Raw genomic sequence first — 26,065 nt, 5'->3', positions numbered from 1 at the left:
CAAGCGGGTCCGCATGAGAGCCCGCATACCTCCTCGCATGCCCAAATGCCCGCGACCTTGGTCGGGTTCATCATTTGGGTGTCGGGCCGACATCAGATCTGGATCGCCCTATGCGCCGTTTTGCTGTTTATCGCGGATACCGTGCCACTCGAGATCCAGCGGCGCCTGGTCAATTCTGCCGTGAAGGGCGGCGATCTCTACGGCGTGCTGATGCTGGCGATCATCTTTGCTGCACTGACGTTTCTGCAGGGCCTGATCAAGATAGGCCTCAATCTCTATCGCAATTGGATCGGCGAGTCGGCGGTGCGGTGGCTCCGCAACGAGATCTCGCATGTTGCGCAACGCCCTGACTCGGTGCTGCCCTCAGGCAAGGCCGGAGGCGTCGAAATCGCCATGGTCGTGGCCGAAGTCGATCCGATCGGTGGCTTCGTCGGCGCGAGCCTATCCGACCCGATCCTCCAGATCGGCATCTTGTTGTCGGTGTTTGGCTACCTCATCTATCTCCAGCCGCTGATGGCGCTCGTCGGCATCCTCGTCTTTCTGCCGCAATGTTTCCTGGTGCCGCTGATACAGGGCGCCATAAACCGGCGGGTGGGAGCGCGCATCTGGGTGTTACGCAAAATCAGCGTGATGCTGGTCGACACGGCCGAGCGCGACGAAACGACCAATCATTCCCAATCCAGGCGCGTGGACCAGGTATTCCGCCTGAACATGAGCATCTTCAGGCTCAAATTCGTGCTCAACTTCGCGATGAACTGGCTCAACTCCCTGGGAACGGCAATCATTCTGGGTATTGGCGGCTACCTCGTCGTCCAGGGCCGGACGGAGATCGGGACCGTCGTTGCCTTCGTCTCCGGGCTCGCCAAGATCAACGATCCCTGGAGCGATCTCGTGAACTGGTATCGCGACTATCGCGTCATCCAGGCCCGCTATCGCCTGGTGGCCAGTGCGATGCGCAATGCCGACACGTAGGCTGAAGCTCGCGAGCCCCCCGGCTCCCTTCCCCCAGGCTTCCTGTCACAACCGCAAGATTGACGAACTCCATACTACTGCGCGGGGTCGTGCATCAGTCTGAGATAGTGCTCTGCATGCTGGTAGTAGTTTTCGGCAGCGATAGCATCGCCGGCCATGGCCTCGGCCTGAGCCAGTGTCAGATAACGCTCATAGCGGCCATGCACTGTTTGGAGCTTGTTCGAGCTTTTGCCGGCCGTTTTCGGTTCTGAGCGTCGCGGTTCGGTTGAGGATTTATGATTTATTTGCTGTTTACTTGTTTTCATCTGTGTGCCGAGCCATCATCGATGGCTCTTTCATATTGTTCTGGAGAGTGGGATCAGCCGAGTTGGTCGGCAATGATCTTGCGCAGTTCCTCGCGGCTGAGGCCGCATGGTTCGGGTTGCCAGGTCGAGCCGTGTGCCGAACGCGTTACCGGAACCGTGGTCGTGACGACGCGGGATTGCTCCCCCACTTTGGAGGGCTGGTTGACAGTGTTTTTCATGAGTTCCTCTGACGCAGCAACAGGTCGTCGTGCGTCACTTGTGTAAAAATTGCTGGGTGCAGGTCACACGAAACGGCATACGGCAAAAGCCGCAGTCAAACCCGTCGTGATGTTTGAAAACTTCGGCGTCTCAAATGACACCGGATCCAAGCTGACCTTAACCAACGTTGTATCTATAGAGGGAAAATGTGGCTTTTTTTAAAGACCCGCTCACCGTGACGTAAAAGTAATAAACCACATCACGATAGAGGTCTATTATTTAGTATCCAAAGTACTCAAACACAATGATTCCACGAGCCAGAATCTAGATTTTTATATCTCCTCCAACATCGTGGCTTATAAATACCTCACAGAAGCGAAGACCTACCTTAAAGAGAATGGCAGACATCATCTGGTTGCCGTCGCTGCCGAACGGGTGCCAAACCAGAGACGCTTGGGGTGAAATCGGGCGATTTGGCAACGCCCATCCATCGTTTACGGGGGGACGGCTTCCGAGACATTGGCGAGTTTGCTCATTCGCCCCTCGCCGGAACCATCACCCCCTCCTGGTGTTTCTCCAAAGGAGGTAACAGATGGCACCGACAATGTTCACCCGACCGATCGATATCGACGGCATTACCATCGGCGATGCCGATGCGGCCGCGGACTACCTGCTCAACAATTGGCCCGCTGACAGTGGCGAGCGCTATGACTTCGCCAAGCGCGTCTGCCTTGAAGCGATCGAGGGCAAGCGCGATCCCGAAGACGCCAGGGCGGCCTTCCTGCTCGCCGCGGAGGAAGCTGGGGTGATCCTCACATGACGAAGCCCGCCCGTCGGAACGAAATGCCCCCGCTGCAGTTCAGGTAGGCGGAGGATTGAAATGTACAACCGCGCTTGGCAGCGCCCGGTCGAACTCCAGACCTATATCGGAGACTACCGTATTGTCGGCTCGACAGACGAAGCCGTCATCTTCCTGCTGAAACACTGGCCCATCGACTCCGACGGGAAACCGGCGGCGGGACGTCAGGGCTTCCTGGATGCTCTTGAAGGAGCAGAATCCGTCGATGTTGCCCGGGCCGTTTTCATTGAGGCCTGTATTGAACTTGAAATGCATGTCGCCGGATGACGAGCGAACAGAAACCGAGTCCGCACCTGCAGGAACCAGATCGCCCTGCCGATGTTTGGTTCAAGGAGGTGCGCCATGAACATCGGTATCTGGAGTAGCCCTGTGAGGTTCGAGACCACTGTCGGACAGTTCCGGATCATTGCGTCGAGCGAGGAAGCTTCCGACTTCCTACAGAACCATTGGCCGACCGAAGCCGGAGACAAGCATCTCCTTGCCAGGCGAGCCTGCCTCGATGCCCTGGCCGGATCAATCCCGGCCGATCTCGCCCGGAAGGCATTTATCGAAGCCTGTGACGAATCCGGCATGCAAGTCATACACTGAAGGAGAGCACAATGCCTGATCCGAAGGAGCCGAAGCCAGCCACCCCATCCCCGACGGAGAGCCCGCCGCCCATGCCGGAGCCAAATCCGACGCCCCCGAACGAGATACCGATTGTGCCACCGCCACCAGGGAATACGCCGATCGCGCCGGACGTCCCGAACCCGCCCGAGATGCCCCCACTGGTTGATCCAAAACAGGTGTGACCTGAAGGCGCTTTTGCCGGCGCCAGCCAAATAAGTTCGGACACGACCTACTTTCGTGCTAGGGTGCCGCCTATGGTACGACGCTATAATCTTCGTAAGGAAGACGACGGCAAGTGGACCGTGTTCGATATCTTCACGGGCTTGGCGGCAGTAATCGACGACTTCGAAGTGATAGGTTTCGAGGTAGACGAGGCTGGAGATCTTCTCGAAAAGCTCAACACAGCTGATGTGGAGCGTCGGCGGCAAGCCGGTATGCTGTAACTTCATGCAATATATCGTAACCATCAGCCTGCTTCCAGGCCGATGGGCGAGAGGAATATTATGGACACCCTGCCTTGGAGTCGACCGGTCCAATTTGAGATCGATGCCGGCCAATACCGCATTCTCGTCTCGACCGAAGAGGCATCGCATTTTCTGCTGAACGACTGGCCCACAATAAGGGGACCGCGGCTCATCGACGCTCGGCGCGTTTGCCTCGATGTCATGGCAGGCATGGACGAACCCGATAATGCCAGAACGGCTTTCGTCGCGGCCTGCAAGGAAGCCGACATGCGCGTGATGCCGTGAAGGAGATTGGGATGCCCGCTTCGAAGCGCCGAAAACCATTCGACGGCCCATTCCGCGGGGCCCGGAAGAAGGGGCCCGGCGTCGAGAAGACGCCACCGGACGAAACACCGCTCGTGCCACCGAAGGTCGACTACCCTGCACAGGCCGATGATAGACCTTTCCTGGAGCCTCACCCACGGTCTGCCAAGAGGAGGAAGGGTGGAGTTGACCGGATGCATGTCCTTTGACGGCAGCTTGGTGCGCTGGAGACAGTCTGTCGTGCTCGACGCCATTTTCAGAAGGCTGCAGGCGGCTTTTGCGGAACCGCCCGGCACATTGAGGATGACCGGCAATGCAAGGCCCGATACATTCCTCGCCAAAGAGTGACGTCGCCTGGATAAAAACCTAGGACGGTGTCCTGAGCGGCCCGGCCGCCGAGGTCGTTGTGATCAACATTGGCCGGGCCGCCTCGACCGATCTCACCATCAGCCGAACGAAACGCCGAATGCTTTCGGGTGGATCGTTTCGCGCCCACCAAACATGTTTCCAGGTCCTTTGTTCCGCAATTCGTGCGGCGGCCCGGCATAGCTTTCTCTGGCAGGGAACGCTGGCCGGGCCGCCTCGTCAGCAACATCCCATTGCTGAAGCGCGAAGCACGCCGTGGTACTGTCGCGGGGAGAGAACAGCAAAACCCGCAGATAGGTTCCGTCTCGACCCGATTTCACCCAAGCACCTGAAATCGTCTTCCGAATGCAGGCGAGAAAATTGCCAGGGACTATTTCAACGAGCGATCCTCTCGCTCAATCGATCAAGTCCGTCTTTGGCTCCGAGCTCAAGGGCCGAACCGGCTTTCATCTTGCAGCATGATTGCTGCAGGAGCCGCAAGTCTCAGGCCAGGGGCATTATCGATCGAACGGCCCATGCCCCTTTGTAATCGAGACCTTCATTCTCATCCAAAGTCGCCGCAACGGGTGTCAGCACCAACTGAGTGTCGGCGATGGCAACCACCACCTCGTCGGAAGTATGAGCGAGAACACGGCCGATCAGCGGTTCTCCCACCCCCGGCACAAGGGTGATCGGAGCGCCTTCATAAAAATCCGGTTGGCTATGGCCGGGGGCGGCAGAGAACGTGACGAGACTTCCCACCGTAAGGGGGTCGGGAATTTCGGAGACCATGGGTGCGATCCTTCCGGGCGCCATGAACAATCTTCAAGCGATGTGACGAGCCTGCATGGCTACCGCTGCGTCGCGCTCAGTCTCCACTCTCAAATTCAGCACGCGCGGCTAGCGCGTCGAAGTGTTCGGCTTCGAAGATCTGAGGTATTTTGCCGGGATCCCGAATTGCCGAAAAATCCGTGAGCGGGTCTGGATGGGCCTTGGCCTGCCGATACCGCATCACGGCCTCCTTCAAGCTGATATCATGGCCTTCGAAACTGACGATCTCTTCGGGATCGTAATCGAACATTGAGGTCATCGCCCCTACTCCCTCCAATCCTCCAACCCACGAACGGCTCGAAAGATCCGGCAGTGACCATAGCCAGTTCGTCGCGGGACCATTGCTCGATGACGGCTTCTTGATTTCGCGTGGGGTGAGACGGGGCTTCACCTCACCGCCGGCATGGGCGATCCTAAGCCGCGCGAAACTTTCGGCGTCGTCGCTGGTTCGACAAAACGACTCGATCGGGAATGTTCCATGTCAAAAACTGATTGTCCGCCACCGCGGGCGACCTACCGTTTGCAGTTGAATTCCCGCTTCAATTTCGCGGCGGTCGAAGCAATAGCCCCCTATCTCGCCCAATTGGGAGTGAGCCACGTCTATGCCTCCCCTTTCTTGAAAGCGAGGCCGGGCAGCAGCCATGGCTATGATATCGTCGACCATTCCACCCTCAATCCCGAACTCGGTTCGAAAGAAGATTTCGACCACATGACGCAGGTGCTACGCGCCCAAGGGCTGGGACTCATCCTCGATTTCGTCCCGAACCATATGGGTGTGAACGGCGCCGACAATCCGTACTGGCTCGATGTGCTCGAATGGGGGCAGGGCTCGGCCTACGCCGGCTGGTTCGACATCGACTGGCAGCCGGAGCCTTCGCATCTCAAGGGCAAGGTGCTGATCCCCGTCCTCGGCGACCAGTATGGCGCGGTGCTTGCCGGTGGCGGGCTGGAGCTATGCTTGGATGCCGCCGCCGGGGAGATCGCCGTTTGGGCTCATGGCGCCCACAAGCTTCCCATCCATCCGGGACATTATGGCCGCATCCTTGGGAGCGATCATGCCGAGCTCGATAAACTGAGCGATGCCTTCTCCCATCTCGAAGGGTTCCATCCGCATGAACCTCGCAGGGCCGCGCAACTCAAGGCCGATCTTGCCGGCCTGGTTGCGGGAGATTCCAAAGTGGCGGAGGCCGTGGCCGAGCGTCTGCGGCATTTCGCCGGCATCGCCGGAGAGCTGGAGAGCTGGCGGCCGCTCGACCGACTGATTGCCGACCAGCATTGGCGCGTGGCCTATTTCCGGGTGGCAGCCGACGACATCAATTATCGCCGCTTCTTCAATATCAGCGATCTTGCCGGACTGCGCATCGAGCATGAGGAATTGTTCGACCACACCCATCGTCTGGTCTTCGAGTTGATCGCCAAGGGCGTGCTCGATGGGCTGCGCATCGACCACATCGACGGGTTGCTGGATCCCAAGACCTACTGCCGGCGCCTGCGCGAAAAAGCGCCGCGGCCAATCTATCTGGTGGTCGAGAAGATCCTCGGAGCGGGCGAGGAACTGCGCGAGGATTGGCATGCCGACGGCACCACCGGCTACGAATTCGCCAACCTTCTCACCAATCTATTGGTCGACCCGAACGGCCAGGCGCGGCTCGACGAACTCTATCACCGCTTCGGCGGTGAGAGGCGCAGCTTCAAAGCCATCAGCCGCGAGTGCAAGCTGGCCATCATGGAAGACGAGATGGCCGGCGAACTCGGCGGGCTTGCGCGCGAGGCAGCCCGCATCGCTCGCTCCAATCCACGCACCGCCGATTTCACCCGCAATGTCCTGCAGCGTGCGCTCAGAGAAATCGTCGCCGGGTTTCGGGTCTATCGGACCTATGTCGACATGGACGGCGCCAGCCCTGCCGACCTGCAGGAACTCGAAAGTGCCTTCACCCATGCACGGCGCTCCGGGGCTGGCATAGACCGCTCGGTATTCGACTTCCTGTTCTCGCTGCTCAGCACCCAGGCGGTTGCAAGGCCCGGAAGCGGTTTCAGCCGGCAGGACGTGATGCGCTTTGCCATGCGGTTCCAGCAATATACCGGGCCGATCATGGCCAAGGGTGTCGAGGACACCGCCTTCTATCGCTATAACCGGTTCATTGCCGCCAACGAAGTCGGGGGCCATCCCGATCATCTCGGTGCCAGCGTCAACGCCTTCCATGCCGCCAATCTCGCTCGCCGCCCGGGCGCCATGCTCGCGACTTCGACGCATGATACCAAGCGCGGCGAGGACTGCCGGGCTCGCCTTGCCGTTCTCAGTGAAATTGCCTCGGATTTCGCCGAAGCCAGTACCCGTTGGCGTGCCATGCTCGGCGGCGGCGAGGCCGAGCCTGATGGCAACGACATCTTCCTGTTCTTCCAATTGCTCGTCGGCGCCTGGCCTACAGGCCTGCTCCCTGAAGACATGAGCCAGCTCGAACGTTTCCAGGAGCGCATCCAAGCTGCCATGCTGAAATCGGTGCGCGAGGCCAAGGTTCACACGAATTGGGCCGCACCTGACGAAGCCTATGAAAAGGCCCTGCACGACTACATTGCCGCCGCTTTCGCAAACCAGGATTTTCTTGCCGACTTCATCGCCTTCGAAAAGCGCGTCATCGAGCTCGGTGCCTCCAATAGTTTCGTGCAAACCGTATTGAAGTTCACCGTGCCCGGCGTGCCCGATATCTACCAGGGTGCCGAAGCCTTCGATCTCAGCATGGTCGATCCTGATAATCGCCGTCCCGTCGACTGGGACTGGCTCACCAGGCGCCTGAAGGACATCGGGCCGATCGCACGGGACGATCTTCTCGACGGCAGTGCCAAATTGGCGACCACCGCCAACCTGCTTGACCTGCGCCGCCGACATGAAGCCTTGTTCACACAAGGTGACTATCGGCCCATCGCGATGGCAAACGATCGCTTCATTGCCTTCTCGCGGCAGCATGGCGATTGTGCCTTCGTCGTCGTGGCAGCCCGGTTCCCATGCCGCGGTCCCATCGATGGCTTTCTACCCCTCGCCCATCATTACCCCGTCTATGGCGAAATACTCTCCGGACGCCAGATCACACCTGGAAAGGAAGGCATCGACCTTGCGATGCTCCTGGCAGAGTTGCCCGCCGCCGTCCTGGTAGCGCAGACGCCACCGGCAGTTCGGCAATCGCAGCCATGACCATGCCGTCGAACCGCTACGAACCACGCTTCGGCCCTGTCCTGCGCAACGGCAGGGTGTTGTTTCGCCTCTGGGCACCAAAGCAACGCCGGGTCGGCCTGCAATTGGAGCAGAGAGCCTATTCGATGCAAAGCCACGGCGGCTGGCATAGCCTGTCGGTGGCCGCCGACTTTGGTGCCCGATATCGCTTTGTGCTGGAGGACGGCGTGATGGTGCCGGATCCGGCGAGCCGCTTCCAACCCGAGGACATTCATGGCCCGAGCGAACTGATCGACCCCGCGGCCTATCGCTGGCGCAATTCGGGTTGGCGGGGACGTGCCTGGCATGAAACGGTGCTTTATGAACTTCATATCGGCACCTTCACGCCGGAGGGCACTTTTTCCAGCGCCGCCAAACGGTTGGGCTATCTCAAGGAACTGGGGGTGACCGCCATCCAGCTCATGCCGGTGGCCGATTTCCCGGGGCGACGCAACTGGGGCTATGACGGCGTCCTTCCCTTCGCGCCGGATGCGGCCTATGGCCGGCCGGAGCAACTGAAGGCCTTCATCGATGAGGCCCATGGCCTCGGCCTCTCTGTGCTGCTCGACGTCGTCTACAATCACTACGGCGCCGAGGGTAACTATCTGCCGCTCTATGCTCCCATCTTTACCGAGCGCCACCGGACGCCGTGGGGGCCGGCCATCAATTATGATGACGAAGGATCTACAGAGATCCGGGCCTTCACCATCGAGAACGTGCTCTATTGGCTGGAGGAGTTCCACCTGGACGGATTGCGTTTCGATGCCGTGCACGAAATACGCGATGCTGGGGCATTCCACCTCCTTGCCGAAATTCGTGCCGCGGTCGGCTCCGCCATAGGCAATCGGCCTGTTCATCTCGTGTTGGAAAACGAAGAGAACAGCGCCGAATGGCTCGATCGGCCAAGAGGCGGAACACCCGCTTTCACCGCGCAGTGGAACGATGATGTCCATCACGGCTTGCATGTGGCCGTGACCGGCGAGGATGCAGGCTATTATGCGGACTATGCCCGCCGGCCCGAACTGCTGGGCCGCGCATTGGCGCAGGGCTTTGCCTTTCAGGGCGAGACGATGGCCTATCGCGGCAGCAGCCGTGGGCAGCCATCGGCCCATTTGCCGCCGGACGCTTTCGTCTCTTTCCTGCAGAATCACGATCAGATCGGCAATCGCGCCTTTGGCGATCGCATCCATCACCATCATCCGCTCGGGGCCGTCAAGGCTGCTGCGGCAGCCTATCTCCTGGCACCGCAGATCCCCATGCTGTTCCAGGGCGAGGAGTGGGCCGCGTCCACGCCGTTTACCTTCTTCTGCGATGTCGAGGGCGAACTGGCCGACGCCGTGCGCAAGGGACGGCGCGACGAATTCTCGCGATTTCCCGAATACGCCGACCCGCAGGTGCGCGAAACGATTCCCGATCCGGTCAGCGAGCAGACCTTCCGTTCCGCCAAATTACTTTGGCCGGAACGCAAGGCTACCCCGCATGCCGACATACTTGGCTGGTACCGGCGGATCTTGTCGGTTCGCGCCGCGAGGATCGTGCCGCTCATACCGACCCTCCCGCAGGCCGGACACTACCGCGTCGGGGAGAATGGGATCGTCGATGTTCTTTGGCAGAGCACGAACGAAACGATGCTCCGCGTCGTTCTTAATCTCGGCGACACGCCCAAACGGATGCAGGAGGCCATCAAAGGGCAACCCATCTGGATCGAGGGTCACTGGGAAGGCGCAACTCTCGGCGCCTGGACCACGATTTGGACGATTGAAACGCCGAATGAACCTGCCTGAACGTGATTGTACTGTGGGAAGGCTGGGCGCCTCCAAGACAACCGACTGCGCTCGACACCAGCGATCAGTGGGCGAAGGAGCAGAAATTCCTGCTCCTTTTCTCTTTGTACTGCGTAAGGCTGAGCTGAGGCTGGGCTCACCCTTCCATCATGTGCCCGCATAAGGGCCTTTGAGCCCCAGCCTATCCACAAGTGCGGCATAGCGGTTGGTGTGCTGCACGAGTGAAGCGCCGTAGCGTTCGATCAGCGCCGCCCGCCGTTGCGGGTCAGTCGTCGCACAAAGAGCTCCCCAGATAGCGGCAAGCGCCTCGGAGGCTGCCCTGGCCTGGGCAAGCACCTCCTCATCGCCGACAGCTCGCGCAATGTCGCCCGCACTCACCGCGCCAATGCCAGGCACTGTCCGAGCACCGGCATTGCTGTAGCCCGGTGGCAGATCACCTTTCAGATTGGTGACGACGCCATAATGGATGACGTCGAAGATCTGATCGATCGCCTGCCTGGCGCCCTCGACCCGCGAAGGATGGTCGGTGTCGGCGGCAGCATGCGGCAGGAGCTCGAGCTTGCCGGGGTGGCGCCTTTCCAGCTTGCGATAGGGCACCATCGGGCCGGACAGCGTACCATCAGCCGCGTCGCGGAAAAGATCGGCGTCGATACAGGCATAGGAAACCTTGCCCTTTTCCAGCGCCGCGTCGAGGGCCTCGGCATCAATGACCTCACCGCGATCGTAGTTGATGAGCACAGCGCCGTCGGCAAGGCGATCGAGAATATCAAAGCCGACCAGCGACTGGTTGGCGAAGCGCCCGCTCTCGGCATCGAGCGGGCCGAGGCCCGTATGCACGGTGAGAACATGGGCCCCCTCGGCCGCCGCCTCGGCGGTCGGAGCGTATTCGAAGCCTTCCAACTCGATCCACTCCTTGTGGCGCGCACGGGCGTGGATGGCGACCCGCATGCCGAAGGCGCTGGCGAGTTTGGCGAGCTCGCGGCCGATATTGCCATAGCCGATGACCGCAACACGGCGGCCTTCGAGTTTTTCGGTCGGGAAGTCGCGCAAATGCTTGCCGGTATCGAATTCGCCGGCAACGACGCGCCGGTGCAATTCGTCGACCTTGAGATCGGGCGCTACCTTGAGCAGCGCCTTGAAAGCCATCTGGGCCGTCGCACGGCTGTTGAAGCTCGGCGTGTTCATCAGGGGCGCTTCGCCGCCGATGCCGCTGCCGCCACCCCAGGAGGCCGATCCCATATTGCCGGTGCCGGCGCCGATGCGCACGCCGCCAAGCGGGAAGACTGAACCCTTGGGCAGGAACGTCGCCGCGGCAATCACGGCGTCATACTGGCCCTTGTCGGTCTGCGGCAGGATCTCCGCCTCGGTGCTGAGGTCGGGCTGGTAGAAGAAGTGGATGCGTCCTTTCTCCAGCGCCCCCTCGTCTAGGATCGGTCCGAGATGAAAGACACCGCCCTTGGCTTCGATGTGGCGGCGGACTTCCTGGTGATCGGGTTCCCCCTTACCGTTGAAGCGCATGCCGACGAGATCGGCCACCAATACCTTGTAGGCGCGATTTGAATGGTCGCGACGCAAGCGCTCGCCGCCGGCGCCGGCGCTCACCGGGAAGGTCTCGCCGAGCTTGGCGAGTTCCTCCTCCAGCACCAAGATCTTGGCGCGCAGATAGGCGTATTCGAGATTGTCGAGCAGGGCGTCGATGTCCTCCGGCGGCCTGATACCGCCGATCCAGGCACGGTAATCGCCAGGCGTGCCCGGGAAGGCGTTGACATAGCGGGCGACGTCGAGGCCGCGCTCATGCTCACCATTGGGATGGGTGATGCCTTCATAGGCCAGAACCTGCTTGGAGCGCGCGATGATGCGGGCGTGGATGGCGGGGTCGGTGATGTCGGCATCCTTGATGCGCAGCAGCGTCACCGCCGCGCCGCGCCGCTCGGGATCGGCGACGCCGAGTTCGAACAGGGGGTGCTTGGCCACCCAATCATTCACGGCGGCGCGGTTGCGCACCGAGCGCTTATAGAGATCCTGCACCGACCCGAGGCGCTTTTCTGAACGCAGCAGGCCGAAGGTGGTCTCGGCGAAGGCAAGGGTGGAATAGGTGTTGATTACGCCGCCCAGCATCTTGTCCTGCGCCGGATCGTAGATCGGCCCGACATTGACGGTCCGCTCGCCGGTGAGCGGGCGCTTGGGATCGACAGGCGCCACGATCTTGAGTTGGCGCGGGATCGCCCAGGATGGCGACTTCTGGTTCTTCTCGACTAGGTCCAGCGCCTGCGGCGTGAACGAGACGACAAAATAGCCGGAAATGCCGCCGATCGCCTTCTGGAACGGCATGAACATGCAGCATTTATCGATGACGCTCTTCACCGCCTCCTCGCCCCAGGGCATGGCCCCGAGCATGGAGGTGGCGTCGAGCACGGCATGGTGTTCGGCCGGATTGCGGTTGAGCCATTCGATCAGGTTGGCGATGTCCTGGGCAGTATAGGTCGTGGCGCCCGTGGTCTCATGACCGACGCCGATGAAGAGCTTGGCGCCCATCTTCTCCAGGGCATCGGCACTGGGAATGGCGCCTTCCTGCTCGGCGAAATGAATGCGGCTTTCATCGCCATTGCGGGCATGGCGGTGCATCTCGATGAGCTGCGCCCCCCAGGACTGCCGGAAAAAGCCGCCTCCTTTGGCGGCTTCCGATTCCGGTCGGAGCGTGTCGACATAGACATGCTGGCTGGGATCGTTGGCGGTTACCAGATGAAGGGCACAGACCGTGAAACCACTATGGCCGCCGCCGAGCCCTACAGCCATCTTGTTGGCCTTGGGAAACTCGAAATAACGATGAATCTCCCGCATCATGTCAGTGAGGAATTTGTCGGCGGGATAGCCCCGATGCATGCTCCGTCCAACTTCGGCGGTGGTGAAGGGACCCAGATCCGCGCCGTGGTCATCGAGCTTGCGATAGTTCCTCTCGAGCCAGTTGTCGAATTCGAAGCGCAGGAGGCGCGCATCGACCTCGTCCAGCGTGCCGTCAGTGATCGGCCCGACGCCGAAGAAGGGATTGGAAGTACGCGCCGGCGGCCCGGAACGCGTCAGTTCGAGAGTCTTGTCGCGCTGTGCCTTCAACGTCTGGGCATTCGCCATCGGTCGGCGTCTCCTATTTGGGTGAAAGAGGCTCTTGTTGCCCGATAATAGCCGGCGCTTGCTGCCGCAAATATCGCGAGGCCAACTCAACATTCGCCTTGTTGCGCATTTCCGCGTGCATCTGGCGGCAAGGCCAATCCGACCGGATCGCCATCATGACAGCCAGGCGGAGCGGGAGGCATTCAAGCCCTCCAGCCCGAAGCCCGATGCGAACCTTCTCCCCTCCCCATAGGGCTTGCGTACGGCCCGGCGGATATCCTTGATCACCGCCTCGGCTGGTAGCTTTCCATTCCGGTTTTTTGTCTCATTGGTGTTGACGCCACACAGTCAATCCGCCCGCGTTGGGACCACGAGCTGCTCCCTGTATTCGGCCGGCCCGACCTGAACATCCTTCAGGAAAGCCCGCCGCATGTTCTCCACGTCCGAGAACCCACATTGAACGGCAATGGAGGAGATGCTGTTGCTCGTCTTTTCCAACAGGCTCCTTGCCACCTCGATGCGCATGCGGCGGATCGTCTTGGCGGGGGTGTCTCCAACGGCCTCCTTATATTGACGGGCAAATGTCCTCGGACTCATGCCCATCCAGTCGGCGAGCACCTCGATATCAAGCCGGCGCGATAGATTTGTCATGACCCATTCATGAAGGGCGCCGAAGCGGCTGCCGATGTCTCGGCTTTGTGCGGCCAGCGGAATGCTGATTTGCGCCTGGCCTCCCGGCCGGTGCATGAAGACCAGCAGGGTCCGAGCCACGTCCAGGGCAAGGGCCCTGCCATGGTCCTCCTCGATCATTGCCAGAGCCATGTCGATCCCCGACGTCATGCCGGCGGAGGTCCAGACATTGCCGCGCCGCGCATATAGACAGTTCGATAATACCGTCATGGAAGAGAAACGCTTTGTCATCGACGCGTGCCATCGCCAGTGCATCACGACGTCGGCACCATCTAAAAGGCCGGCCTCAGCCAATAGAAATGTACCCATAGACAAGGATCCGATACGTCTAATCCTCGTCTTTGTTTCTTTCAACCATCCTATCAGCGCAGCTTCACCCGTGTAATTCAAAAATTTATATGAACTAATAACCAAAAGTGTATCTATTTTTTCCGCACTTAAATCAAATATACAATTTGAATCCAACTTTATACCGCTATCGAGCGGAATTACTCCACCATATGGTGAAGCGACAGTAATTTGATATGCCCTATCCTTGTACCTCAAACCAACTTCGTGAAAAGCCTGTATCGGGCCAGCGGCATCAAGTGTAATCGCGTTTTCTGTGATCAGGATTACGACTTCTCTCGGAGAATTTGATGTGGTCGTGGCAGAAAATGAGGTCAATTTGTCCTCCACAAATCTGCGAGAGCACACCTAATCTCTATCTTGTCCCGATGATGTAAATGGACGCTCCCCCAGAAATAGTGGATATCACCCCTTAGGTATCTAAATCGTCTATGACCGTCATCCGGAGGGTATTTGCCATGAACGGAGAGGCACTGGTCGCGTTCGTCATTTTTCTGTTTCCACTCGCCTACAGCCCAGGACCGGGCAACACCTTCTTCGCAACGCTCGGAGCCACCGGCGGCTTTCGGGCAGCAGTGCCGGCCCTTGTGGGCTATCACGTCGCCACATTCATCGTGACGTTGCTGATCGGGCTCGGGGTGGGGCTGACCCTCCTGTCGGAGCCCCATGTGGCAAAAATCCTGAATATAGCCGGAGCACTCTATGTGTTGTGGCTGGGCATCAAGTTTGCTCAGGCAGCTTTCGCCACCCCTCAAAGCGAACTGGACGCGACGACGGAGGGGCGCGCAAGCTTTCTGGATGGAGCCGTAATACTTCTTCTAAACCCAAAGGCTTACTTAATAATAGGTCTCATATTTACTCAATTCATGGGAAATTATGACGACAAAGTAGGTCACGTTTTTAGCATAGCCACAATATTTACTGTCAACAATCTGATTGCCTTTGCCGTGTGGACTCTGGCTGGAGCCGCCATCGCACGCCTGTTTAGCGGAGGAACGTCGGGTCGAGGTGTCAACATCTTCTTCTCGGTCTGCTTGATCGGCGTAGCGATATGGATGTTCCTGCCCGTGCTCCACACCTAACTGGTGGCGCCAGCCACCGTCCCAAACAGAGGTGGGCACCATGCATATCAGGACGGAACGAGCTGACGGTTGGACTGACGAATATGGCGGCGCCTTTCGCCGGCTCTATCCCTGGAAGGGCGTGACGGTGCCGCCCTGGGGTGGAGCCGTCATGAAGGTCATGCCGGGCCAGCAATCGATTCCACATGATCACGATGAAGAAGAAACATTCATCTTCATTTCGGGAAGCGGCACGATAACGGTGGACGGCGAAACCAGCCCTGTAGCCAGCGGTGACGTCGTCTATCTGCCCCGCTTCTCACGGCACTTCGTCGACAATACCTCCCGGGACGAGGAGCTTGCATTTCTCTGCGTCTGGTGGGGCGCTCCTGAAGCAGATGCGAAGGGAGCCTGACCCGATGTCCCGCACCTTTATCGTAACGGCCACGCCCCCCACACCGAACGGTGATTTTCACGTCGGACATCTTTCGGGGCCCTATCTCGGCGCCGACATCTTCTCGCGCTATCAGCGCATGCGCGGCAATCAAGTCCGCTATGTCTGCTCGGCCGATCGCAACCAGAGCTATGTCGTGACCACGGCCGAACGTCTGGGCAAGAATCCCGATCGCATGGCCACCGCCTGCCATGGCGAAATGCGCCAGACGCTGGAAGCCGCCGACATCCGCATGGATGCGTTCAACATGGTGGACGATGACCACGTTGCCTTCGTCCAATCCTTCCTCGCAAAGGTGGAGGCCAATGGCCACGCCGTGCGCAAACCTTGGCGTTTCCCCTATTCGGTGGCAGAGGATCGCTATCTGTTCGAATCCTTTGTTTCCGGCCATTGTCCGGTCTGCTGGTCGCCGACAGCGGGTGCGATCTGCGAGGCTTGCGGCCATCCCAACGATACGCGCACTCTCGAACTGGTTTCCTCCAGCCGCTCGGCCGGCGACATCGACTATCGCGAGGTCGAGATCGCCGTCCTGGAGCTCGAACGTTTCCGCAGCCAGTTCACGGCCTTCTACGAAAGCAAGCGCGGCATCTGGCGACCCCATGTCGTCGAATTTGCCTTCGAGATGCTGTCCAAGCCGCTACCGGACTACCCTCTCACCTATCCGTCCGACTGGGGCATCCCCGCCCCCTTCGCCGGCCTCGAAGGCCAGGTCCTGAATGTCTGGGCGGAAATGCTGCCAGGCCTGATCAATTCCACGCGGATCGCGGACGGCGAAAAGTCAACCGGCGACGGTGGAAGGACCGGCCTTTGGAGCCTTGGCCGGCAGGCCGAGCTCGTCGAGTTCCTCGGCTATGACAACAGCTTCTTCTTCACCTTCGTGCATCCGGCCCTGGCCTGGGCCCATGGCGATTGCAGGATCGTCGACACCATTCTCACCAATGAATTCTTCGAACTCGAGAACTTCAAGTTCTCGACATCGAAGGGACACCTGATCTGGGGACGCGATCTTCTGCGCGAACGGGACGTCAACGCCGTGCGGTTCTATCTTGCCCTAGCAAATCCCGAATATCAGAAGATGAACTTCACGCAAGGCGCCATGGACGAACTGGTCGAGGTTCGCCTGTCCCGGCCTTATAAGGAAGCGGCCAGCGGCATCCTCGAGGCGGCCGCGGCACTCGGGTTATCGGGCCAGCGCTGGCGTATCGACGAGCGGACCGCGGGAAGTCTTGGCGGCGTGCTTGCTCGCTTCGCCCGTTTCCACGAAATCGAAACCTTCAGCCCCCAGCGTATTGCCGAGCATCTGAGCCAGCTGCTGGTGCGCATTGCTGCCGGCAGCCGGCATGCCCTTTCGCCCCGCCTCGCCAGGGCCGAGGCAATCGAGGAAGTTCGCTACCTGGCGGCGCTTTTCCAACTGGTCCTGCCGCTCATAACCCGCCCCTTGATGCCCGCCTTCAGCGATCGCCTCAGCCAGGCTTTCGCGAAAGGCGCCACCGACGCCTGGCCAGCCAGCCTGGCTGGCCAGGAGTGTCAGATCGAGGCTACGACCTATGGCCAGGCGCTCGCTGCCGCCTGGTTCGACCGGGAACCCGCCCTGAGGAGAGCATCGTGAAGCCTCCCGTCATCGACATCATCGGCATTGGCTTCGGCCCGGCCAATCTCGCCCTCGCCGTTGCCCTCGACGACGCCGGCTTTTCCGGGTCCCTCCACTTCATCGAGGCCCGGCCCGCATTCGCCTGGCAGCCCACCATGCTGCTTCGCGGCAGCGACATCCAGCATAACCCGCTGCGAGACCTGATCACCCCCGTCAATCCCAGGAGCCGCTATGGCTTCGTGAATTACCTGCATCAGTCGGGGCGTTTCTTCGACTATCTCAATCTAGGCAGCGCCTATCCACTACGCCGTGAATTTGCGCATTATGTCGAATGGGTGTCCGGGCACTTCTCGCATCTGGTTTCCTATGATCGGACCGCGAGCAGTCTACAGGTGGTTCACGGCTCCGGTGCGGACCGACTGCTCCAGGTCGATTGCGTTGACGGCAGCCGCTATCTGGCTCGCGCTGTCGTCGTAGGACCGGGGCGCAGTGCCAACATCCCGGAGGCTTTCGCCGGCCTCCTGGGCGAGAAGATCTTCCACCTGTCGGACTATCTGCCCAGGATCACGCAGTTGTCCCAGCCGGAGAAGATCGTCGTCGTCGGCGCCAGCCAGAGTGCCGTCGAGATCATGCTCGATCTCGATGGCCGCTTTCCGCAAGCCGAGATCTACGGCCTGATGCGTGGTTATGGCTACAGGCTCAAGGATACCAGCCCCTTCACCGGCGAGATCTACTTTCCGCAGTTTACGGATTACTTCCATGCCGCCTCCTGGGACGGGCGGATGGCGCTGTCCCGGGAACTGAGATCGACCAATTACTCGGCTGCCGATGCCGATGTGATCAATCAGCTCTATCTCCGGCGCTATGAATCGCATCTGGAGGGAAGGCCGAACCATCTCAACATCATCAACAACGCCGATATCCGGCGTTGCATCTCGGATGGCAGCAAAACCAGGCTCACAATCCAGGATCGCTATGCGCAGGCAGTGCGTGAACTGGCGGCGGACGCAGTGGTCCTCGCCACCGGGTTCCTCGACTTGGGAAGCGGCGGCCAGCGGGAGCTGATCCATCCTCTCCTGAGCGACCTTTGCGGCGACTATGAGTTCCACCCTGTCCAGGGACTCGCAGTTGCGAGGGATTACAGCTTGGTGGGGTCGGATGCGCCGCCGGTCTATCTCAACGGCCTGTGCGAGAGTTCCCACGGCTTCGGCGATGCGGGCTCCTTCTCGCTTCTTTCGATCCGGGCACGGGACATTGCAATATCCGCCGCCCAGCGTCTCGACAGACGGGCACCGATACGCCCTCCTCCGAAGCTGGCGACCGCCATGCGTGCTTAGAGCGTTTTTCAGGAAAGTCGATAGACGTTCCAATTAAGAAAACGCGTTAAAACAAAGAGTTAGAGAAAAATGATGTTTCGAAGACAAGTCATTTTTCTCTAGCGCGGCTTCCCAACGAAACAAGCCTGCCCCTGTTCGAGATGGTTCGGACCACGATCCGCCAACCATGCCGCACAACCTGTATCCAGTATGGAGAATGCCAAGATGACAGGTTCCATCGACAATACTCACGAACTGGTCTGCATCGGCTTCGGCCCAGCGGCGATTGCCGTGGCCGCCGCCATCGAGGACAATGTCCGCGCCGGCTCGTTGCCCCCCGACATGCGCCACAGGGTCGTCTTTCTGGAAAAGCAATCGAGCACGGCATGGCAGGGCGGCCTCCTCCTGCCGGGGACCAACATCAACCACAACCATTATCGGGATCTGGCAACGCCGAGGGACCCTGGCAGCGCTTTCACCTTCGCGCGCTATCTCAAGGCCCAGGGCAGGCTGTTCGAGCACGGCGCCTGGAGCGGAGCCGTAAGCCGGATCGAATGGTCCGACTATGTCGGCTGGGCCGCCGGCCAGCTCGGCCAGTATGTGCGCTATGGCGAAGCCGTGGAATCGATCGGCCCCGCTTCGGACGGCGAGCGACGCACCCTGACAGTCACCTCCGGCAAGGGGCGCTATCGCGCCCGCCAGGTGATGCTGGCTTGCGGCATGGAACCCTTCCTGCCCGAACAGTTCGAGGCGGTCCCCCACCATCTCGCCCGTCACGCCGGCAACTATCTCTATTATCGCAAGGAACTCGACGAGCGCATTCATGCCTCGGCCGGCAGACCCCTTCACGTCGCCATAATCGGCTCCGGCCTCAGCGCCGCGGAAATCATGCATGATCTGTTGACGCGACATGAGCCGGACCGCATCCATGTCACGTCGCTTCATCGGGGACTACCGTTCCGGCAATATGACATGTCCCAGTTCTCGAACCAGATCTACATGCCGCCCGAGGCCGTTCGCTTTTCGGCGGCAACGCCGGCCGCCCGGCGCCGGATCTTCGAAAAATCCTGGGCTACCAATTTCTCGGGCGTCGACGCCGAATGCTCGGCGCAGGAATGGAACTTCCTCTACGAACGGCGCCTGATGGGCCTGTCGAACGCCACAATCATAGACCGGCACGAGATCGATACCGTCCAGGAGATCGGTGGGCGCATCAGCCTTCGACTACGCGACATCATGAAGGAAGACCAAGCTGCCCCGATCGAGGCAGATTTCGTCATCCTCGCCACCGGATATCGCGATACCGCGCCCGATCGCCTGCTTTCGGGCATCGAGAGCGAGGTCGAGCGCGAATATGACGGCCTGCTCGCCATCACGCCCGACTACAGGCTCAAGACCTCCGACCGCGTGAGTGTGCCCATCTGGATGAACGGCCATTGCGAGCATACGCATGGCATTGCCGATACGCAGTCCTTCAGCCTGATCGCCTACAAGGCGGAAAGGATCTTCGAGGGCATTCGATCGCAGTTGCAGGCCAGCCTGCCGCACCCGATCGATCAGCGCAGCGAGGAGAAAAAGCAGATGAGTGCCGCCTAAGGCATCTTGCGGCTTGAGGCAGCCGCCAGTCGCAAGGGGCGCTCTAGCCACTCCATCGGATTGGCTTGGAAACTAGGCGTTGGAGCAAACAAGCATCCCGCCATGAACGCGCTTGTTCCAGCGCGCTCGACAAACTGTTCTTCAGGGAGATTGAAATGTCCATTGAAGTCATCGAGCGACACGAGTTGCAGGTTCGCACCTATTGCCGCCATTTCCCCGCGCTCTTCAAGCGGGCGGAAGGAAGCCATGTCTTCGACTCCCAAGGCCGACGATATCTTGATTTCCTGGCGGGGGCCGGCTCGCTCAATTATGGACACAACAATCCATATCTGCGCGAGGCCCTGATCAGCCATCTCAATGAGAATGGTATCTGCCAATCGCTTGACCTCTACACCACCGCCAAGGCCGAGTTCATGGAGGCCTTTTTCGATCATGTCCTGACGCCGCGAAACCTGGCGGACTATCGCGTTCAATTCGTCGGCCCCACCGGCACCAACGCCGTCGAGGCCGCCTTCAAGCTCGCCCGCAAAGTCACCGGCCGGGCTCAGATCGTCGCCTTCACCCGTGGCTTCCACGGCGTGTCGCTGGGTGCCCTGGCCGCCAGTGCCGAGAACGGCAAGCGCCGGGCCGCAGGCCAGCCTCTCAACAACGTCCTCAGGGCTCCGTTCGAAGGCTATTTCGGTCAGAAGGTCGATACGATCGCCATCCTCGAGAAATTTCTCGATGATCCCAATTCGGGATGGGAGGCTCCCGCAGCCTTTGTCGTTGAGGTGGTCCAGGGCGAGGGAGGTCTCGAATCCGCCTCACCGAGCTGGCTGCAACGATTGGCCGCCCTCGCCAGCCGGCTGGGATCGCTGCTGATCGTCGACGAAATCCAGACCGGCTGCGGGCGTACCGGCGACTTCTTCGCCTTCGAGGCCAGCGGCATCAAGCCGGATCTCATCTGCGTCTCCAAGTCGATCAGCGGTTTTGGATTGCCGATGTCGTTGCTGCTGATACGCAGCGAACATGATCAATGGGCACCCGGCGAACACAATGGCACTTTCCGCGGCTCGAACCTGTCCTTCGTGACCGCGGCAGCCGCCATCCGTCATTACTGGCTCACCGACGATTTCATCGACGAGGTCCGCGCCAATGCCGTCATCGTGCGTTCGGGGCTCAATGAAATCGCCTCGCGCCATCGCGGCGTGACCGTGATGGGCCGGGGCATGATGCTCGGCCTGCGCTTTTCCGCAGAGGGCCGCGCCGACGCCGTGTCCAGGGCCTGTTTCGAGCAAGGCCTCATCGTCGAGACCTGCGGGCCGCATGGCAACACGCTCAAATTGCTGCCGCCCCTGACGACGCCCGAAGGCCTCCTGGAAGAAGGGATCGAGATCATTGCGCGCTGCACGGCCTTGAGCGAGCCCAGAACCGAGCTGCTTGCGGGTGCTGCGTGAGCGGATGACGACGGTGGCGGCACCGTGGATGCCCATCTCGGCCGCCGCCTCTTCGATGGCGCATGACGCCCGATCTCCTGCCACGGAGGACTTTGTTCTTGAACAAGCATCTGCGCATCGGACTGGCCGCCAATGACGGCGGTGCTCACACGCAAGAACTGCTCGATGCCTTCGTGGTGGCCAAGGCCTGGCTCGGCGTCGAGGCGTCCTATATCTGGGAGAACGACGAACGCGAGCCAAAGGCGGCGGCGCGGGCCGCCCAACGCATGGCCGATAGCGGCGTTCCCATCGTCGTCGGCCATCTCAGCGCGGCCGCGGCCGTCGCCGCCGTTCCCGTCTACGCAGCACGGAACATGGCTTTCATTGCCCCGGCCACCAGCCACCCGCGCCTCAATCCCCAGGGTTGGCCCGGGGTATTGCGGGCTTTCGGCACGGACGGCCAGACAGCGCAGTCGATGGTGGCGATCGCTCCCCCCGGGGAGAGCTCCGCAATCTGCTTTCAGCGCCAGACCTATAGCCAGGCGCTAGCATCGGAATTGCGGCAACGGCTCGAAGCGAAAGGTCACGCGCCCGCTTTGATCGAAATCACCGGCGACGCCAGCCTTGCAGCGTTACCTTCAGGGGTTTCTACGCTCTATATTGCAGGAATTCACGAATTCTGCGCCGACGTGGCGAGAGAAACAAGAAAACGGAAACTCGGTTGCACGATATCCGTTGGCGATGATTGCTATACGCCCAGTTTCGTCCAACGAGCATCCGGAGCGGCCGAGGGATGCCGCATCTCGACCCAGATCCTCTCCGCCCTGCTGGGCGAGAGTGACGATGCGCCGGCCCAGGGATATCTCCCAACTTCGGTCATAGCCTTGACGGTCGCCCTGCAGGCAACAGCTCTTTTTCCCGAGCTGAACGGAGCCGAGCTTGGAGAGGCCATTCGAGCCTGCAGCTGGAACACGCCCTATGGCGCGATAACGTTCGACGAACACGGCAATTTGCGCGACCTGAGCGCCGTATCCTTCGTGGTCGACAACGGAACTATCCGCCATTTCCGAGGGACCGCGTCCTAGGAACGCGCTCGGCCCGTATCATCGATACGGGCCGAGAAACGTCTTCTGCTCAAATCTACCAGAAGATGGAAATAATGCCTGAATCAATCCGTATAATAGCGATAGGTGATTAAAATCTGGATCGAGAGGAAAGAAATTACAGAAACAGGATAGATATATTTTGCAGCCGGGAGAATGACGGTAAGTATCTGATCACTCATTTTTGCCTCGCAAATTTGGCATCGCTCTTGCCGTAAATATTTTGTGCGACTGTGAAAAGCAGATTGGAAGATAACTCTGGAATACCGATAGTAGTCATCCTTATCGACAGATCGTAGAAAATTGTCGGCCCGATCCTTTAATCAACCATCACCGAACGAACGGCACATTCCTTATCGCCATTGTTTTGATAATAGCTGGCAACTGCCTCACAAGTTTGTCGAGAAGCCGGTTGTTTTGTAAGAAAGTGTCGCAGGGCCCTGTTAAAACCAGAGCGAGCGCAAGTGTCCTGGTTTTTGCGGCATTCGGAGAATGAGCCTCGTCGGAGACAAGCTCCGAGCCAGGCAATGCCGGGCCGTTAGCAGCAACGGGATCGTGACGGCGATACACTGGAAGCGTTGATGACATCGCGAATGGCACCTGCCCGATCGAGTATCCGTAGGGGCGGTCCCAACGGTATCCAAATGTCACAGGGCGCGCCGGCACAAGCTTTTCGACAAATCTCCGGCCAGCCGGCGAAGTCACGCGACAAACGGTGCTTACGGTCATGCCATGCAACTGGAGGCTGGACCGTGACATCCTTTGCAGATTTTTCCACGCGATCGAAGATCGTCGACGATGGGGTGCCTTTTGTCGGCGACCCGGCCTATGAGCAACTGGATGGCCCTGCTGCCATCGCCTATCGCCGCGCCGGCGGCACGCTTTTCGATATCCTGGTCGTCGCCTCGATTCCCATGATCATCGTCTTGAACCTGCTCGTCTCGCCGGATCCGCATGCAAAAGACCCGACCGGTCCTATTTCAGTCGCTACAATCACCGGCTCATCGCCGACGGCGACAACACCGCGCCAAATATACCTGTCGTCCATCAAATCGGCCAAGCTGCCCTGCGCCCTTGCGATTTGAAGCGCGCCCCTCAAATCACCAGACGCCACAGCAGCTACGGCGCACGCTTATCGTGCCGATTGAAGAGGTTGGCATACCGTCCCATGCTCTGAAAGCCACGACATGGGTCCATGCCAGAGTGATGGTAGTATCGACCGGAAGACGCACCGTAGCGCGACGGCATTGACGCCTGCGCGCAGTCACGCTCGGGCCCGGCGGGCAGTGACGAGCGGCAGACCGATCACTGCCCGCAATCCCTTGGTCTGGTTGAAGAGCCGGATATCACCGCCATGGTGGCGGGCGATAGCCCGGGCAATCGACAAGCCGAGGCCGACCCCGCCCGTTTCACGATTGCGCGAATGCTCGAGGCGGAAGAAGGGAGCGAACACCTGTTCGCCCGCATTCTCCGGGATGCCTGGCCCATCATCTTCGACGACGATGTCGATGCTCTCCGCCGAGCGCGCCAGTGTTACCCGAGCACGCTCGCCATAGCGTACGGCGTTCTCGACCAGATTGCGGATGGCACGCCGCAAGGCGTCGGGGCGACAACGATAGCTGATCTTCGGGCCGTCGAGAAAGGCAACGTTCTGGCCGATCTCGACCAGATCGTCACACAGGCTTTCCACCAAGGCGGAGAGATCGACGGTGCGGGTGGTCTCGGCGGTTGCCTGCTCGCGCGCAAAAGCCAGTGCCGATTCCGTCATGGTCTGGATCTCGGCAATGGTCTTGAGCATCTTTTCCTGGATCTCCGGGTCCGAAACAAATTCGGCTCGAAGGCGCAACGAGGTCAGCGGCGTGCGCAGATCGTGCCCGATGGCCGCGAGCATGCGGGTGCGGTCTTCGACGAAGCGCTGCAGCCGGGCCTGCATGCGGTTGAAGGCCTCGGCAGTCTGCCGGATGTCGTCGGGGCCCGACTCCGGCAAAGGCGGCACGGCCTCGCCTCGCCCCAGCAGTTCCGCTGCGCTCGCCAGGCGTCGCATCGGCCGGGCAATGCCCCGCGCCACCAATATGGCGATGACTGACAGCACCAGGGCGGTGATGCCGAGGGAGAGAGCCGATTGCGAGGTCCAGAAGGTGTTGTGATAGTTCTTGGCATAGGCGGCGTTGAGCCACATCCCCCGATCGAGCTCGACGGCCAGCCCCATGCCGATCGCGGTGTCGAGATATTGAAACTTCGCCGGGCGGGCGAGCAGCCAGGACTGGGGCGTGATCTCCATCCAGCGGGCCGGTTCGCTGGCAAAAGCAGCACCGGTTGGCGTGTCCGGCACGGCCGCGATCACCGGGCCGCGGTTCGATTTGGGATGGACGGGCATTTTGGCAGGCGGGAGTGGCTGGTGAAGGCGCCCCCAAGCGTCCTTGGCCCAGGCCGTCGCATCGACAGGCTCCTGGTCGGACAACCAAAAGCGCGAATAAATCGTGCCACTAACGGCAAGAATGTCGCCATGGACCGCGTCCGGCGTCGCATTCAACGACAAAGCGAGTGAAGCCGCCCGGCTGAAGAACTCCCCCTTGGCCGCCGCCCGCATGGCCTGGCCGCGCTCATCCCAAGAGACGAGAAAGCCGATGCCCTGCGAGACCGCCAGGGCCAGCAGCATGAATGTGATGATCTGGGCAGCCAGGCTGCGCCGCCACAAGGCCATCATGCCTGTTCGACCTCCGCGGTAAAACTGTAGCCGCCGCCCCAATGAGTCTTGATGAGCATGGGATTCTTCGGATCGAACTCGATCTTCTTGCGCAGCCGGCTGACCTGGTTGTCGATGCTGCGGTCGAAGGTGTCGGCCGCCCGGCCGACCGTGAGATCGAGCAATTGATCACGGCTCAGCACCAGGCCGGCATGGTCGAGGAAGGCCGTCAGCAGCCGGAACTCGGCCGTGCTCAGGGGGATGGCGACACCGTCCGATCCAGCAAGCTCGCGGCGGCCGACATTGAGCTGCCAGCGATCGAAACGCAGGGTCTTGGCCTTCAACGCACCGCGCTGGGGCGGCAGGCTGTTGACCCGGCGCAGCACCGCCTTGATCCGCGCCAGCAATTCGCGCGGATTGAACGGCTTGGTGAGATAGTCATCAGCCCCCATTTCGAGGCCGATGATCCTGTCGGTGTCATCGACCATGGCCGTGAGGAAAATGATCGGCACCACCGTGGTGCTGCGCAGATGACGGCAGACGCTCAATCCGTCCTCGCCCGGCATCATCACGTCGAGGATGATGAGATCGGGCGCATTGCGTTCCAGCAGACGCCGCAACGCCGCCGCGTTCTCGGCCACGCTGACGCGATAGCCATGCTGTGTGAGATATTTGCCGACGAGGTCACGGATGTCACGATGATCGTCGACCACCGCAATATGGGGCACCGATTCCATGCATGACACTCCGACCTAAGGCGACCGGGACAAGGCAGGTTCTTCGTACCGCATCCATCGCTTCCTGTTCCACTCTCCATTG

At 60.4% G+C, this 26,065-nt stretch carries 25 protein-coding genes; 17 read left to right on the top strand and 8 right to left on the bottom strand.

Translation table 11 applies throughout. From position 1 onward, the window contains the following. Nucleotides 1–45 precede the first annotated feature (45 nt). Nucleotides 46–972: an ABC transporter transmembrane domain-containing protein gene (locus ACR9ZN_RS01665; RefSeq protein WP_481271147.1), complete on the top strand. Its 927-nt coding sequence runs from the start codon at nucleotides 46–48 to the stop codon at nucleotides 970–972. 74 nt (nucleotides 973–1,046) lie between these two features. Here ACR9ZN_RS01665 and ACR9ZN_RS01660 read toward each other — a convergent pair whose 3' ends face one another. Further along, on the bottom strand, nucleotides 1,047–1,277 hold the full coding sequence (locus ACR9ZN_RS01660; protein WP_481271145.1) for a DUF4167 domain-containing protein: 231 nt from the start codon (nucleotides 1,275–1,277) through the stop codon (nucleotides 1,047–1,049). Between the two features lie 53 nt (nucleotides 1,278–1,330). Further along, nucleotides 1,331–1,495: a hypothetical protein gene (locus ACR9ZN_RS01655; RefSeq protein ID WP_481271144.1), complete on the bottom strand. Its 165-nt coding sequence runs from the start codon at nucleotides 1,493–1,495 to the stop codon at nucleotides 1,331–1,333. A gap of 572 nt (nucleotides 1,496–2,067) precedes the next feature. Here ACR9ZN_RS01655 and ACR9ZN_RS01650 point away from each other — a divergent pair. The 6 genes from ACR9ZN_RS01650 to ACR9ZN_RS01625 all read left to right on the top strand — a co-directional run bounded on the left by ACR9ZN_RS01650 (nucleotide 2,068) and on the right by ACR9ZN_RS01625 (nucleotide 4,058). Further along, nucleotides 2,068–2,295, top strand: a complete 228-nt coding sequence (locus tag ACR9ZN_RS01650) for a DUF982 domain-containing protein (protein WP_434961081.1) — start codon at nucleotides 2,068–2,070, stop codon at nucleotides 2,293–2,295. A 60-nt stretch (nucleotides 2,296–2,355) separates the two neighbouring features. Continuing rightward, nucleotides 2,356–2,601 carry a DUF982 domain-containing protein gene (locus ACR9ZN_RS01645; RefSeq protein ID WP_434961082.1) on the top strand — a complete coding sequence of 82 codons (246 nt, stop codon included), beginning with the start codon at nucleotides 2,356–2,358 and terminating at the stop codon, nucleotides 2,599–2,601. A gap of 75 nt (nucleotides 2,602–2,676) precedes the next feature. Beyond that, nucleotides 2,677–2,922, top strand: coding sequence for a DUF982 domain-containing protein (locus tag ACR9ZN_RS01640; RefSeq protein ID WP_454818389.1), 246 nt, complete (start codon nucleotides 2,677–2,679; stop codon nucleotides 2,920–2,922). Between the two features lie 275 nt (nucleotides 2,923–3,197). After that, nucleotides 3,198–3,386: a hypothetical protein gene (locus ACR9ZN_RS01635; protein ID WP_434961084.1), complete on the top strand. Its 189-nt coding sequence runs from the start codon at nucleotides 3,198–3,200 to the stop codon at nucleotides 3,384–3,386. Between the two features lie 60 nt (nucleotides 3,387–3,446). Further along, on the top strand, nucleotides 3,447–3,692 hold the full coding sequence (locus ACR9ZN_RS01630) for a DUF982 domain-containing protein (RefSeq protein WP_434961085.1): 246 nt from the start codon (nucleotides 3,447–3,449) through the stop codon (nucleotides 3,690–3,692). 216 nt (nucleotides 3,693–3,908) lie between these two features. Next, nucleotides 3,909–4,058: a hypothetical protein gene (locus ACR9ZN_RS01625; protein WP_481271143.1), complete on the top strand. Its 150-nt coding sequence runs from the start codon at nucleotides 3,909–3,911 to the stop codon at nucleotides 4,056–4,058. 501 nt (nucleotides 4,059–4,559) lie between these two features. Here the strand turns inward: ACR9ZN_RS01625 and ACR9ZN_RS01620 are convergent. Next, nucleotides 4,560–4,847, bottom strand: coding sequence for a hypothetical protein (locus ACR9ZN_RS01620; RefSeq protein WP_454818393.1), 288 nt, complete (start codon nucleotides 4,845–4,847; stop codon nucleotides 4,560–4,562). A 76-nt stretch (nucleotides 4,848–4,923) separates the two neighbouring features. Beyond that, a complete protein-coding gene (locus ACR9ZN_RS01615; RefSeq protein WP_434961088.1) occupies nucleotides 4,924–5,145 on the bottom strand; it encodes a hypothetical protein in 222 nt (73 codons plus the stop codon). A gap of 219 nt (nucleotides 5,146–5,364) precedes the next feature. Here ACR9ZN_RS01615 and treY point away from each other — a divergent pair, with 219 nt between their 5' ends. Then, nucleotides 5,365–8,076, top strand: a complete 2,712-nt coding sequence (gene treY / locus ACR9ZN_RS01610; RefSeq protein ID WP_481271142.1) for a malto-oligosyltrehalose synthase — start codon at nucleotides 5,365–5,367, stop codon at nucleotides 8,074–8,076. Then, entirely contained in the window at nucleotides 8,073–9,878 is a 1,806-nt protein-coding gene (treZ, locus tag ACR9ZN_RS01605) for a malto-oligosyltrehalose trehalohydrolase (protein ID WP_481271141.1), read from the top strand. The genes treY and treZ overlap by 4 nt, the downstream gene beginning before the upstream one ends. 147 nt (nucleotides 9,879–10,025) lie before the next feature. On the opposite strand, the gene ACR9ZN_RS01600 is transcribed toward treZ, so the two are convergent. Continuing rightward, nucleotides 10,026–13,007 carry an NAD(P)-dependent oxidoreductase gene (locus tag ACR9ZN_RS01600; RefSeq protein WP_481271140.1) on the bottom strand — a complete coding sequence of 994 codons (2,982 nt, stop codon included), beginning with the start codon at nucleotides 13,005–13,007 and terminating at the stop codon, nucleotides 10,026–10,028. Between the two features lie 327 nt (nucleotides 13,008–13,334). Continuing rightward, entirely contained in the window at nucleotides 13,335–14,354 is a 1,020-nt protein-coding gene (locus ACR9ZN_RS01595; protein WP_481271139.1) for a GlxA family transcriptional regulator, read from the bottom strand. Nucleotides 14,355–14,482: 128 nt separating this feature from the next. Between ACR9ZN_RS01595 and ACR9ZN_RS01590 the strand changes: the two genes are divergently transcribed. The 8 genes from ACR9ZN_RS01590 to ACR9ZN_RS01555 all read left to right on the top strand — a co-directional run bounded on the left by ACR9ZN_RS01590 (nucleotide 14,483) and on the right by ACR9ZN_RS01555 (nucleotide 23,645). Further along, nucleotides 14,483–15,106: a LysE family translocator gene (locus ACR9ZN_RS01590; protein ID WP_434961093.1), complete on the top strand. Its 624-nt coding sequence runs from the start codon at nucleotides 14,483–14,485 to the stop codon at nucleotides 15,104–15,106. Between the two features lie 40 nt (nucleotides 15,107–15,146). Continuing rightward, the gene (locus tag ACR9ZN_RS01585) at nucleotides 15,147–15,500 is read left to right on the top strand and encodes a cupin domain-containing protein (RefSeq protein ID WP_441774061.1); all 354 of its coding nucleotides are present in this window, start codon (nucleotides 15,147–15,149) and stop codon (nucleotides 15,498–15,500) included. A 4-nt stretch (nucleotides 15,501–15,504) separates the two neighbouring features. Beyond that, complete coding sequence (locus ACR9ZN_RS01580; protein ID WP_481271138.1) at nucleotides 15,505–17,148, top strand: class I tRNA ligase family protein; 1,644 nt, start codon at nucleotides 15,505–15,507, stop codon at nucleotides 17,146–17,148. Further along, nucleotides 17,145–18,467: a SidA/IucD/PvdA family monooxygenase gene (locus ACR9ZN_RS01575; RefSeq protein WP_441774063.1), complete on the top strand. Its 1,323-nt coding sequence runs from the start codon at nucleotides 17,145–17,147 to the stop codon at nucleotides 18,465–18,467. The genes ACR9ZN_RS01580 and ACR9ZN_RS01575 overlap by 4 nt, the downstream gene beginning before the upstream one ends. Nucleotides 18,468–18,671: 204 nt before the next feature. Next, on the top strand, nucleotides 18,672–20,042 hold the full coding sequence (locus tag ACR9ZN_RS01570) for a SidA/IucD/PvdA family monooxygenase (protein WP_481271137.1): 1,371 nt from the start codon (nucleotides 18,672–18,674) through the stop codon (nucleotides 20,040–20,042). 155 nt (nucleotides 20,043–20,197) lie between these two features. Then, nucleotides 20,198–21,478 carry a diaminobutyrate--2-oxoglutarate transaminase gene (gene ectB / locus ACR9ZN_RS01565; protein WP_481271136.1) on the top strand — a complete coding sequence of 427 codons (1,281 nt, stop codon included), beginning with the start codon at nucleotides 20,198–20,200 and terminating at the stop codon, nucleotides 21,476–21,478. A 98-nt stretch (nucleotides 21,479–21,576) separates the two neighbouring features. Further along, a complete protein-coding gene (locus ACR9ZN_RS01560) occupies nucleotides 21,577–22,542 on the top strand; it encodes an ABC transporter substrate-binding protein (RefSeq protein WP_481271135.1) in 966 nt (321 codons plus the stop codon). Nucleotides 22,543–23,204: 662 nt separating this feature from the next. Beyond that, the gene (locus tag ACR9ZN_RS01555; protein ID WP_454818411.1) at nucleotides 23,205–23,645 is read left to right on the top strand and encodes a hypothetical protein; all 441 of its coding nucleotides are present in this window, start codon (nucleotides 23,205–23,207) and stop codon (nucleotides 23,643–23,645) included. A gap of 179 nt (nucleotides 23,646–23,824) precedes the next feature. Here ACR9ZN_RS01555 and ACR9ZN_RS01550 read toward each other — a convergent pair whose 3' ends face one another. After that, nucleotides 23,825–25,267 (bottom strand): ATP-binding protein, encoded by a 1,443-nt coding sequence (locus ACR9ZN_RS01550; protein WP_481271134.1) that lies wholly within the window; start codon nucleotides 25,265–25,267, stop codon nucleotides 23,825–23,827. Beyond that, nucleotides 25,264–25,983 (bottom strand): response regulator, encoded by a 720-nt coding sequence (locus ACR9ZN_RS01545; RefSeq protein ID WP_434961102.1) that lies wholly within the window; start codon nucleotides 25,981–25,983, stop codon nucleotides 25,264–25,266. Before ACR9ZN_RS01545 ends, ACR9ZN_RS01550 begins: the two co-directional genes overlap by 4 nt. Nucleotides 25,984–26,065: the final 82 nt, after the last annotated feature.

It is taken from the genome of Labrys sp. HAY1-8F, from assembly GCF_056754975.1.
This window is presented reverse-complemented; position numbering and strand designations above follow the sequence as displayed.